At 73.2% G+C, this 11,974-nt stretch carries 9 protein-coding genes and 1 tRNA gene; 4 read left to right on the forward strand and 6 right to left on the reverse strand.

The features are described from left to right. Positions 1-31: 31 nt before the first annotated feature. A complete protein-coding gene (locus ACF09K_RS10640; RefSeq protein ID WP_392242457.1) occupies positions 32-1,531 on the reverse strand; it encodes a PP2C family protein-serine/threonine phosphatase in 1,500 nt (499 codons plus the stop codon). A gap of 517 nt (positions 1,532-2,048) precedes the next feature. Between ACF09K_RS10640 and ACF09K_RS10645 the strand changes: the two genes are divergently transcribed. Together ACF09K_RS10645 and ACF09K_RS10650 are read left to right on the forward strand one after the other, a co-directional pair. Next, positions 2,049-2,714, forward strand: a complete 666-nt coding sequence (locus ACF09K_RS10645) for a bifunctional DNA primase/polymerase (protein ID WP_392242273.1) — start codon at positions 2,049-2,051, stop codon at positions 2,712-2,714. 56 nt (positions 2,715-2,770) lie between these two features. After that, positions 2,771-3,388 carry a hypothetical protein gene (locus ACF09K_RS10650; RefSeq protein WP_392242275.1) on the forward strand — a complete coding sequence of 206 codons (618 nt, stop codon included), beginning with the start codon at positions 2,771-2,773 and terminating at the stop codon, positions 3,386-3,388. A 309-nt stretch (positions 3,389-3,697) separates the two neighbouring features. Here ACF09K_RS10650 and ACF09K_RS10655 read toward each other — a convergent pair whose 3' ends face one another. The 3 genes from ACF09K_RS10655 to ACF09K_RS10665 all read right to left on the reverse strand — a co-directional run bounded on the left by ACF09K_RS10655 (position 3,698) and on the right by ACF09K_RS10665 (position 6,750). Further along, the gene (locus ACF09K_RS10655) at positions 3,698-4,663 is read right to left on the reverse strand and encodes a DUF5926 family protein (protein WP_392242277.1); all 966 of its coding nucleotides are present in this window, start codon (positions 4,661-4,663) and stop codon (positions 3,698-3,700) included. A 372-nt stretch (positions 4,664-5,035) separates the two neighbouring features. Then, entirely contained in the window at positions 5,036-5,674 is a 639-nt protein-coding gene (locus ACF09K_RS10660; RefSeq protein ID WP_392242459.1) for an ATP-binding protein, read from the reverse strand. Positions 5,675-5,910: 236 nt separating this feature from the next. Then, positions 5,911-6,750, reverse strand: a complete 840-nt coding sequence (locus ACF09K_RS10665; RefSeq protein ID WP_392242279.1) for a glycerophosphodiester phosphodiesterase — start codon at positions 6,748-6,750, stop codon at positions 5,911-5,913. A 313-nt stretch (positions 6,751-7,063) separates the two neighbouring features. Here ACF09K_RS10665 and ACF09K_RS10670 point away from each other — a divergent pair, with 313 nt between their 5' ends. Beyond that, a complete protein-coding gene (locus tag ACF09K_RS10670; protein WP_392242280.1) occupies positions 7,064-8,578 on the forward strand; it encodes a S1C family serine protease in 1,515 nt (504 codons plus the stop codon). 83 nt (positions 8,579-8,661) lie between these two features. After that, a tRNA-Ser gene (locus ACF09K_RS10675) sits at positions 8,662-8,748 on the forward strand. Between the two features lie 154 nt (positions 8,749-8,902). On the opposite strand, the gene lepB is transcribed toward ACF09K_RS10675, so the two are convergent. Then, on the reverse strand, positions 8,903-9,511 hold the full coding sequence (gene lepB / locus ACF09K_RS10680) for a signal peptidase I (protein WP_392242281.1): 609 nt from the start codon (positions 9,509-9,511) through the stop codon (positions 8,903-8,905). 569 nt (positions 9,512-10,080) lie between these two features. Continuing rightward, a complete protein-coding gene (locus tag ACF09K_RS10685) occupies positions 10,081-11,433 on the reverse strand; it encodes a hypothetical protein (RefSeq protein ID WP_392242283.1) in 1,353 nt (450 codons plus the stop codon). Between the last annotated feature and the right edge of the window lie 541 nt (positions 11,434-11,974).

The raw sequence follows: 11,974 nt of genomic DNA on the forward strand, positions 1-11,974 counted from the left end.
ACGGGACGGGCCGGACGCCCCGCTCCCGTCCTCACTCGAAGCGCGCCGCGAGCAGGACGACGTCCTCCGCGCCGTCGGCCGTGTCCAGCCCCTCGGGCAGCACCGTCCGCAGCACGTGGTCGGCGACCGCGCCCGGGTCGTGGCGGATCGGCCGCGGGACCCCGGCCGCGGCCGCGTGCAGCCGGGCGAAGGCACGGTCGACGGGGTCGCCGGTACGGTGCAGCAGGCCGTCGGTGTAGAGCAGCACCGTCTCCCCGGCCTCGGCCTCCAGCTCCACGCTCGGCGCCTCCCAGCAGGCCAGCATGCCCAGCGGCGCGGACACGGACGTCTCGACGAACTCGGTGCGCCGCGCGCCCACCAGCAGCGGCGGGCAGTGCCCGGCGCCGGCCAGGGTGATCCTGCGCAGCGCGGGCTCGCAGTAGGCGAACAGCGCGGTGGCCGACCGCGCGGGCTCGGTCAGCCGCAGCAGCAGCTCCAGGTCGGACAGGACGGCGACGGGGTCCTCGCCCTCCATCACGGCGTACGCCCGCAGGGAGGCGCGCAGCCGGCCCATCGCGGCCACCGCGCTCGGCCCGGAGCCGGAGACGGAGCCGACGGCCAGGCCCAGTGCCGCGTCGGGCAGCGGCAGCGCGTCGTACCAGTCGCCGCCGCCCCGCGGACCGGTGCGGTGCCGGGCGGCGAGCTGGACGCCGGCCACCCGCGGCAGCCGGGAGGGCAGCAGCTCCTCCGTCATCGTCGTCATGCACGCGCGCGTGCGCTCGAGTTCGAGGAGGCGTGCGAGGTGCTCGGCGGCGTGGCGCACGTACAGCCCGACCAGGTGGCGCCGGCGTTCGGCCGGCTCGGCGGGCTCGTCGTAGAGCCAGACGGCCGCGCCCAGCCGGTCGGCGCCCTCCCCCGCGGTCAGGGGCAGGGCGTAGCTGGCGGCGTAGCCGAGGCGTGCGGCCACCTCGCGGTGCCGGGGGTCGAGGCCGTCCTCGGAGAGCAGGTCGGGCTGGGCGATCCCGCCCTCGCCGCCGGGCAGACCGTCGAGGATGCGGCCGTACGACAGGGAACTGCGCGGCACGGTCTCGATGTGGCCGAGGTCGGCGCGGCCGAGGCCGAGGCCGATCGTGGTGTCGGGGCCGAGGCCGTCGGCGGGTTCCAGGACGACGAGCCCGCGCCGGGCGCCCACCAGGGCGGATCCGGCCCGCAGCACCTCCTGGAGGGCGTCGGGCAGCGTGGCCGTACGGGCCAGGCGTTCGGTGAGTTCGTGGAGTGTCGTGAGGTCGGAGACCCAGCCGGCCAGCCGGTCCTGGAGGAGCGCTCCCGCAGCCGGCGGAACCGGTGGGGCGGCTGGTGCGGGTGCGACAGTGTGGGCGGGCGAGGGAACCGTTGAATCGATTCCGGCCACTTTCGAGGGGTGGGGGGCGTTCATGGCGTCCGGCTCTCGGACCGGTGCGTATTGCTCAGAAGCATCGCAAACCCCCATGTCGTTCTGCGCCGCCGGCGGTGCCTCCACATGTACACGCACTCGTGAGGGGATGTCCAGCATTGTCCTGCTGGGATCGCTGGTGTCCGCGGGGTCGGAGGGTTCGTCGGTCACGCTTCGTCCGGCTCCCTTGCGTAATGGCGAAGTTGGCTGAAAACTGCATCAGGCAACGGGTGTCTGCGGTCGACTGGGTTTGCTCCGCGGAGCGTCACAGCGGTCGTGATGGGTACGTACTCGGTGAGGACCAGGGGTCGTCGGGAGCCACTCGGAACCCGGTGACCCGCCCCGGCGTCCTAGCCACCGACGACCGTGCCCCATCCTCCCGTGGTGGAGGCGGAGAGAAATACGCGGACGGCAAAACGCCAGACTTCGCCACCCCACGCCAGGCCCATGATCGAGATGGGCGCAGTAGGGGACGGAGTGGCCGCGCAAGCACGGCCAGTGCATGACCCCTCAGGGGTTTCCCTTGTCTCGGACAGGGGTGTGATGCGCCAACAGGTACGCACAGTGAAGAGATCGACACATGGCGTGATGTGACCCACGGTGTTGCCAGCGGTGCAACGGAAAGGAACGAGCGCTCATGCGCGAGATCCTCGGAAGGCGACGCAGGCTCCTGTCCCGGCGCGGCGGCGGGAGGCCTGAACTGATCGACGCGGCCCTCACCTTCGCGACGGAATGGCAGTGGCCCGTCCTCCCGGGCGTGACGGCGGACCCGCGGGGGACCTCCCGGTGCGGCTGCCCCGACCCGGAATGCTCGGTGCCCGGCGCCCATCCCTTCGACCCCGGCCTTCTGACGGCCACCACCGACGCGCGCATGATCCGCTGGTGGTGGGCCAACCGCCCGACGGCGCCGATCGTCCTGGCCACCGGCGGGAAGGCGCCCTGCGCGGTCAGCCTGCCCGCCCTCGCGGCCTCCCGCGCGCTCGTCGCGCTCGACCGGCAGGGCATGCGCCTCGGTCCGGTGGTCGCCTCGGACACCCGCTGGTCGATCCTCGTACGGCCTTACTCCATGGAGCAGTTGGGCGAGCTGCTGTACGCCAAGGACTTCGTCCCCGGCTCGCTGCGCTTCCACGGCGAGGGCGGCTACCTCGCCCTGCCCCCCTCGCGGACGGGCCTGGGGGACGTCCGCTGGGAGCGCGCGCCGCTGTCCGGTTCGGCCTCGCCCTGGGTGCCCGACGTGGAGGCCGTCGTGGACGCCGTCGTCGACGCCCTCACCCGTACGGGTGTGAGCGCGCCCGAGTTGTGAGGATGTCGGGCGCCCACCGGACGGGATGCCCGCCTTCGCTCGTTATCTTCCGCACCATGCAGCGACATTCCGGGGGACCGCCCCCGGGCCCCCGATGGCTCCGTCCGCTCGGCCTCGGGGGCGCCGTGGTGTGCGTGATCGCCCTGCCCCTGGCGATGGCGTCCGCGGGGCCGACGGGTGACGGACCCCGTCCGGCGGAGCGGCGGGCCGCGGCCCCCGGTGCGGACGACCACCGCGTCGGCCGGCGGCCGGCCGGCCCCGGTGCGGACGCCGGGGCGCTCCCCGCCGAACCCTCCCGCACGCCCCTGCTGCTCGGCCTCGGGACGGCCGCCGCGGCCCGCTGCGGTCCCGAGGTCACCTCCCCCGAGGGCGTCGAGGCGCAGACCTGCGTGCTCGCCCGGGGCGGGGACACCTGGGCGCGCACCTACTACCGCAACACCACCGGCAGCGCCCTGGAGGCCGCCCTGAGCTTCCTGGGGCCCGGCGGGCGCACGGTGCAGACGCGGTGCGCGCTGGGTGCCGACGACGAGCCGGGCACCTGTGAGACACCCCGTGGACGAAGCCGGGGCGGGCCCGCGGAGTACACCGCGGTGGCGGAGTTCGCGCGGGTCGCCGGTGCGGGGCCGCTGCTGTTGCGTTCCGGCAGCAACTCCGGTGGGGGCGAAAGCAGTTGAGGGACCATGCCGGGCGGGCCCGGCGCTGAGCGCCGTGCCAGGTGGCGGGGCCGGGAGGGGCCGGGCATGGAAAGACCCGGTTGCTGGCGACGGGGGATGCACCAGCAACCGGGCTGTTGGAACGGTAACAAGAGATCGGCTCCAGGCAAATTCGATCTCATGTTTTCATCGGCTTTCCGGACACCGGCAGATCGGCGCTTATGGCGTCGACTCGCCTTGCGTGAAAGGGAGTTGTGAGCGGAGTCACGCCACTGGTCCGGTCCGGCGCGCCGGACCGGCCGACGCGCCGCACCGCAACGTGTCCGGGCGTCAGCTCAGCGTCACCTGCCGGTTGGTCAGGCCTCCGCGCGCGCGGCGCTCGTCGGTCGTCAGGGGGGCGTCCGAGGCCAGCGCGGTGGCGAGCCGCTCGGCGAACTCGGTGGCCGGCTTCTCCACGTCCGCGGCCGAGACCCCGCTCGGCAGGTCCCAGACGGGCACGGTCAGGCCGTGCGCCCGGAAGGAGCCCACCAGCCGGGTGCCCTCGCCCAGGCTCGACCGACCCGCCGCGTGCAGTCGCGCGAGCGCGTCCAGAAGCTGCTCCTCCGGATGCGGCATGACCCAGCGCAGGTGGTTCTTCTCCGGGGTCTCGCACCAGTACGCGGCGTCGACGCCGGTCAGCTTCACGGTCGGGATCGCCGCCGCGTTGGCCCGCTCCAGGGAGGCGGCCACCTCCGGCGCGGCGTTCTCCGGGTCCGGGACCCAGAACTCGAACCCGCTGTGCACAACTGGCTCGAAGACGCCTTCCGGGTCGAGCAGATCCTGCATCCGCGGACCGTCGGCCGGCGCGCGCCTGGCCTGCACGGGCGTGCCCGGTTCCGCGGCCAGCGCCCGCAGGAGGGTGTCGGCGAGGTCACGGCTGATGTCGCCGGAGGGGGTGTCGTTCTGCAGTCCGAGGAGGACCGAGCCGTCGTCGCGGCGCAGGGCCGGCCAGGCCATCGGCAGCACCGTGGCGAGCGTGACCGAGGGGACGCCCTCGGGCAGGCCGTCCTTCAGGGGCAGTTCGACCGTGGCGGCCGGGACCAGTTCGCGCAGCGCCACCCAGTCGCCCTCGCCCGGCAGGCCCTCGAAGGGGCGCTGGACCAGCTCGGTCACGGCGTGGGCGGCGGCCCGGCCGTGGCAGGCCTTGTAGCGGCGGCCGCTGCCGCAGGGGCAGGGCTCCCGCGCGCCGACGACCGGGATCTCTCCCTCGGTGAGCTGCGGCCGCGTGGCCTTCGTCTGAGGTCGCTTCTTGGCCATCTGGGTGTCTCCCGGGTACGGCTCGTCTGGTACTGGCGCGAGCCTAGCCGTTCGCACCGGCGGCCACCGGACCCTGTGGACGACGACCGGACCTGTGGACGGCCGGCGGCGCCCCTCCGCTGTCCGCCTCGCCCGAGGGCCTGACCGGCGGGCCGTGCCGGAGACGCGGAGGCCGACACGCCCTCCCCCGAGGGGATCGCCCCCGGAGACGTTCTCGTCGGCTTCCGACTCCCCACGCTCGACTGCGCTCGCGCGGGGGCACCCCTCATCGCGCCGGCGCCCTCCGCCGCCTCGCAGCCGAACGCACCGGCCACCGCTCCCCCGGGCCCCGAGGCACGCCGCTCTCCTCCGACTCGACCCGCCGGACAATCCCTAGTCGAGGTCGTCGAAGGCGTCCGCGAAGTCCAGGCCCGGTATCGAGGCCACCGGTGGCGCCCCGATCCGGGAGGCGAAGTCGTCCCGGCGGCAGCCCGCGTCGGGGTCGTACACGTCCGCGTGGACGACGACCCACACCGTGACCTCGCCGCGGGCGTCGTCCCGGACGCCCCAGTCGTCGGCCAGCGCCGTGATGATGTTGAGTCCGCGCCCGCCGTGGGCCGTGACGGAGGGGGTCGCCGGGGCCGGGCGGGTCGGCCCGCCGCCGTCGGTCACCTCGACGACCAGCCGGCCGGCGGGGTCCACCCGCCATGCGGCCCGCACGTCGCCGTCCCCGGCCAGGGCGTCGCCCAGCGGACGGCCGTGTTTGCACGCGTTGCTCAGAAGTTCGGAAAGGATCAGTACGGCATCGTCGATGACCGCCTCCGAGACCCCGCCCGTACGCAGCTGATCGCGCATGCGGTGTCTCGCCTCACCCACGCCCGCAGGGCCATGGGGTACGGCCATGCTCGACGACGTGGGCACCTCTTGTGCCACCACCAACGCCACCCCCGAGACCTCCTTCGCCCCACGCCACGGTGTGGATGCCCCCTTGGCCTGTACCGGAAACCGGCCAATCCCCGTCCCGTGACGCACTCGCAACGGTCGAACACGAAGCGAATGCGCCGGAGCACTCCTGGTGAGCAGAAGGTCGTCGTGTGGCTGGATTTCTTCAGTATGGCTGAGAAGTGAGGATGGTTCAGGCGGTGCTCGTGGTCAAGGGGCGCGGACGGGGCCGGTGGGGCTTCCGGGACTTTCTGTTTCTTCCTACGGGAGCGGCGCGGGTGCCGTCCGGGGGAACGGAGCGCTCGGCGGCCCGGTCAGCGGCCCGGTCAGCGGCCCAGTCGGTCCAGCACGCCGCGCGGACGGTTCGTGATGATGGCGTCGACGCCCAGCCGGACGCAGAGGTCCACGTCCTCCGGTTCGTTCACCGTCCACACGTGCACCTGGTGGCCGGCCCGCTTCAGCCGCTCCACGTAGGCGGGATGACCGCGCACGATCCGCATCGAGGGTCCCGCGATCCGCACGCCCGCCGGCAGTCTGCCGTCACGCAGCCGGGGCGAGACGAACTGCATCAGGTACACCGTGGGCAGCGTCGGCGAAGCGGCACGCACGCGATGCAGCGAACGCGCCGAGAAGCTCATCACCCGCACCGGGGAGGCGTCGGCCGTGGCGGGGGCGTCCAGGCCGAACCGCTTCAGGAGCACCAGCAGCCGCTCCTCCACCTGCCCCGCCCAGCGCGTCGGGTGTTTGGTCTCGACGGCCAGCTCCACCCGGCGGCCCGCGTCGGCGACCAGTTCCAGCAGCCGTTCCAGGGTGAGGACGGAAGTGGCGTCCCGGTCCTCCGGCCGCACCTCCCAGTCGGGCTCCTCGTCGCGCGTGTTCCAGGCCTCCCGCGCCGCCCGCGTCTTCCAGGAGCCGAAGTCCAGGGCCGCCAGGTCCGCGAGCTCCAGCTGGGAGACCGCGCCGCGGCCGTTGGACGTACGGTTGACGCGGCGGTCGTGGACGCAGACGAGGTGGCCGTCCGCGGTCAGCCGCACGTCGCACTCGAGGGCGTCCGCGCCGTCCTCGATCGCCTTGCGGTACGCGGCCAGGGTGTGTTCGGGGGCGTCCTCGGAGGCCCCGCGGTGGGCGACGACCTGGATGCCTTGCTGCTGCCGTGCGTGGGTCACCGCGTCATGGTGCCACCGGTGCGGGGTACGCGTCCGGCGGGCGGGATCGAGGACGTCGGCGGGCGACCGTCTGAGAACCCTGTGAGAACCCGATGAGATGTTCCAATGATGTGCTGTTTATGCAGCAACATGCACCATATAAAGAATGGTCGCGGACCCACAGGCACCGCTTATGGTGCTCTGACGGCCCGTGGGAAAAGCTGACATCTGCACAAGCACATGCACAGCTGCAGCGCGCCGGGTCGACGACAAGCGTGAGCGAGCGTGACCGAGTGCGACCGAGAAAAACAGCCGTGGACCGAGGAGAAGAGCTGTGAGCACCGAGAACGAGGGCACCAACGAGGGCACCCCGGTTCCCCCGGCCCCGTCCGCACCTCCCGTGCCGGTGGAGTCTCCCACGGCCTCCCTCCAGCAGGCCGCCCCCGACACCGGCGCGCCCACCACCCCGCTGCCGACGACGCCCCCGCCGGCCGCGCCCCACGCCCCGCGGGGCGGCGCCCCCGAGGGCGACTGGCCGCCGCCCACCGCCCCCGGCTCGGCCGCCCCGGCGGACGCCGCCTGGCCGCCCCCGCAGCCGCCCGCCCCGGCCTACGCCGACGACGGCTTCGGCGCGCACTCGACACATCCCGGCGGCCCCGGAGACCCCGGCGGTCCCGGAGCCGGCCCCGCCGTATGGGGCGCCGCCCACCAGCCGCCCGCCCCGCCCAAGGCCCGCCGCGGCCGCGGCGGACTCGCCGCCGCCGTCCTGGTCGCCGCCCTCGTCGCGGGCGGTCTCGGCGGCGGCCTCGGCTACACCCTCGCCAAGAACGACGACACCGGATCGACCACCGTCTCCGCCTCCGACAGCGGCGGCTCCGTCAAGCGCGACCCGGGCACCGTCGCCGGCGTCGCCGCCAAGGCCCTGCCCTCCACGGTCACCATCCAGGCGGAGTCCAGCGACGGCGAGGGCGGCACCGGAACTGGCTTCGTCTTCGACACCCAGGGCCACATCGTCACCAACAACCACGTCGTCGCCGACGCGGTCGACGGCGGCAAGGTGACCGCCACCTTCCCGAGCGGAAAGAAGTACGACGCCGAGGTCGTCGGCCACGCCCAGGGCTACGACGTGGCGGTCATCAAGCTGAAGAACGCCCCCTCCGACCTCAAGCCGCTCACCCTCGGCGACTCCGACAAGGTCGCCGTCGGCGACTCGACGATCGCCATCGGCGCGCCCTTCGGCCTGTCCAACACGGTCACGACCGGCATCATCAGCGCGAAGAACCGCCCCGTGGCCTCCTCCGACGGCACCGGCAGCTCCTCCTCCTACATGAGCGCCCTCCAGACGGACGCCTCCATCAACCCGGGCAACTCCGGCGGCCCCCTGCTCGACGCCCAGGGCAACGTGATCGGCATCAACTCCGCGATCCAGTCCACCGGCAGCGGCGGCCTGGGCGGCACCACCCAGTCCGGCTCGATCGGCCTCGGCTTCGCCATCCCGATCAACCAGGCCAAGTACGTCGCCCAGGAACTCATCAAGGACGGGCAGCCGGTGTACGCCAAGATCGGCGCCTCCGTCTCCCTGGAGGAGTCCACGGGCGGCGCGAAGATCACCGACCAGGGCGCGGGCGGCGCCGCCGCCGTCGAGGCGGGCGGTCCCGCGGCCAAGGCCGGCCTCAAGCCCGGCGACGTGATCACCAAGCTCGACGACAGGGTGATCGACAGCGGCCCGACCCTCATCGGTGAGATCTGGACCCACAAGCCGGGCGACAAGGTCACGATCACCTACGAGCGCGACGGCAAGACCCGCACCGTCGACCTCGTCCTCGGCTCCCGCAAGGGCGACAGCTGAGCACCGGCGTCCCCACGGGGCGCCACACGCCCACGGCCACCCGTTACTCTTGTCCCCGCGTCGTCCGGCCGAGGCCGACGCGGGGAGGCGTGCCCGAGCGGCCTAAGGGAACGGTCTTGAAAACCGTCGTGGCAGCGATGTCACCGTGAGTTCGAATCTCACCGCCTCCGCTCCGAGAGCAGAGAAAACGGCCTCTGACCTGGTGAAACGGTCAGGGGTTGTTTGCGTGCCCGCTCCCTGTGACCGCCCGGTGCCCCGTGGTCTCCCGCTCGATCGGGCACGGGCGGGGCACGGCGAGGCGGCCTGCGGGCCCAGGGCTTCGGCTCAGACCGCGGACCAGGGCGCCGCGGGCGGGAGCGGCTGTCGGGCACGCCGGCCGGCCACGTAGCCTCCGACACCGGCCAGGGTCAGCACGATCCCGAGGCCCCCCAGTGCCGCCGACACCGCCGGCACGGTGGAGTCCTCCAGCACTCGTCCCCGTACTCCAGAGGCGGCGACACTGCCCGACTGCTCGCCGAGGTGGAAACGCGAGTCGTTGGAGTTGTCCCGATGGTCGCCCAGCAGGAACAGGCGTCCCTCAGGCACCGTCACGTCGTACGGATCGACCATCAGGTTCTCTTCGCCGTCCGTCACGTACGGCTCGTCGACCGGCTTCCCGTTCACCGAGACCCGGTTCCCCTCACCCGCCACGTGATCGTCCCCCATCCCGATCACCCGCCCCAGCACTGGTCCGAGCCGAGTGTGTTCGGGCGCCTCGACGAGCAGCACATCGCCCCGGCGTATTTCGCCCGCGTCGATCCGCTCGATGAACAGCCGATCGCCCTGGCGGTACGTGGGTCTCATCGAGTCGCCCATGACCCTGACCATCCCGTAGTTCGCGAGGGTGTACACGGTGGTCCCCACCAGGAGGGTCGACCCGAGTGGTACCAACACCCGGGCCGCACCTCTCCACCTGCCGACTGCTCTTCGCTGCTGCATGATCAACCTCTTCGTGAACTGCCCGACGGCTGTGCGGGCCGACAGAGACTACGAGGCATCGGGGCGGGAACGCAGCCGGCTCCTCCCCGAGCCGGCTGCCCGCGGTCGGCGCCTCTCCCCGGACCGCCACCCGCCCAGGCACGCCACCCGAGTGGCCCGCGTGCGCGGTTCAGCGGGTGTGACGACGCTCCTGGAGCACATGGGGGCACGTGGGGGAGGGTGACGGGGACGACGGCTTCGCGGAGGGGTCCCCACGAGCCCGGCCGGCGGCGGAGTCAGAAGCGGCCGTGATCGCCGAAAGGCCTTGAGGGCCGTCGTGGCAGCGATGCCACCGGGAGTTCGGATCTCACCGTCTCCGCTGGTCGCGGAAGGGCCGGCCCGAAGGGTGTCCCTCCGTGAGGGGCGCCCTTCTCACGTGCCGTCCGCCGTGTCGGGGGCCGGCCATGTGGTCGCCGGGCTCCGAGGGCGTGCCGGGCCGGCGCTCGTGGACGGCCGTGGTGGGGAGGCGGGCGGGCCGCCGGGGGTCACGTGCGGGCGCCGGCGGCCGGGTCGTGCAGGCAGAGCGCGATGTTCCGGACCGCGGCGGTGAGTTCCTCGATCACCCTGGCCGCCTGCTCGGCGTTGTGGAAGGCCGGACGCCCGGCCAGGGACACCAGTTTCTCCGCCGCCTGGAGGGCCTGCCCGGCCTCCTCGGCGGGAGAGGAGGGGGCGGGGACGGTCGCCTCGGCCGCGGGGGGCTGGTGCGGCGCGGCGGGCCGGCCCGCCGCGATCGGGTCCGCCGCGGGGGCGTCGGAGACCGAGCGCACGCCGGAGAGCGAGCGCGCACCGGAGAGCGGGCGCGCACCGGAGAGCGCGGGTGCGCCGGGGAACGGGGTCGCACCGGGGGCCGCGGGTACGCCGGGGGCCGCGGACGTCGGTTCGGAGGCGGTCGGTGCCGGCGGGGCGGCCGGCATCGCGCCGGTCCGTGCTTCTCCCCGGTACCGGTCGAACGGCACGTGGAAGACGCCGGAGTCACCGGTCACGGAGACGCATTCCTCCTCCACCGGCCGGGACGGTGCGACCGGCCCGGGGTGCGTGCTGCGGGAGATCCGCTCGGCGTGCGGGCCCAGGTCGGGCGCGTTGCGGGTCCGGGGCAGCACGAACTGCTCGAAGCCGGGGAACGCCGGCGTGGTGGAGTGCGCGGCGGGACGCGGGTTGTACTCGGTCTGCCACTGCATGCGGTAGCAGTCGACCTGGTCGGCGCAGGCGGCACGGGCGTGGAAGACCGCCGTGTCCTCCCCCAGGGGCGGGTACCAGAGGTTCGGTCCCGGGAAGCGGACGGTCCGCACCCGCGGCCTGATCGGCTCGGCGCACCCCATGCAGCAGCCCTCCGGCACCATGAGCGGAATGCCGCCGTTCTGCTCCGGCCAGCGGGGTCCGCCCTCCCAGCGGTACTCCCCGTGCCGGCAGGGCGGCAGCTCGCCGCAGGCGCGGCAGACGGCGTAGTGCTCCGGGAGGACCTCCCAGTCGTGGCTGGCGGGGGCGCACCAGTGCTTCGGCGTGGACCGGGGCAGGTTCTCGTTGCGCAGGACGAGGACCACCGGGCGCTTGTAGAACTCGGCCCGCTCGGGAGCGGGTTTGCCCGCCTGGTTGTTGGCCCGGCGCAGTTCGTTGGCGTGCCACCACAATTCCACGTGGTCGCGCCACGCCTTCTCGTAGATGTCCGGCCACCGGTCGCCGGTGTAGCTGTCGATCTCCAGGATCCGCCACGCCTGCCGGTCCAGTACCACGATGGAGCCGGCCCGCAGCCGCATGTGCGTTCCGTTGTCACCCTCGTCAGGCCAGTCGTGCCGACCGATGCGGGTGGGCTGGTCTGGGTGCCATCTGCGAGCCTGCATGTCATGCTCCTCGGCACGAAACTTCATAGTTTCAACTGGGGCAGTTGATGACATTCTGAACAATCTGGACGTTTAACCCGGGGTAGACACGCGCACACTGTTGACCGAAGACGGCCGGAAACGCTTTCCGCGACACCGATTCCTTTGGAAACACCCTTGGATGCGGGCTTTTTCGGCCCTCGGGCGGCATCGGACCCCGGCATTCGGGCGAGCACGGAACAGTGGTCCCGTACCCCGCCGCCCCGCCTCGACGCCCACCGTACGGGTGATGACGCTTCGGTGGACGGCCCTCCGTACGTGTGTATTGCACCGTGTCGCCGTCACCGCGCGCCCTCGTGGTCCGGTGAGGGGCGGTCACGGGCGGCGGGATCGGCCGGGCGCTCGGCCCTCGGAGGACGTGGTGCCGCGCGGACGGCGACCGGGCCGCGAGCCCGCCCCCTGTGGACCGGCCGGGCCGGGCGCTCGGGGCCCGTACGGAGCCGGTGCCCATTCCGTGAGGCGTCGTGGGGCCGGAAGGCGGCGTGGGCCGGAAGGGGTGCCG

This window comes from Streptomyces sp. NPDC014882 (assembly GCF_043081325.1).
Lineage (GTDB): Bacteria > Actinomycetota > Actinomycetes > Streptomycetales > Streptomycetaceae > Streptomyces.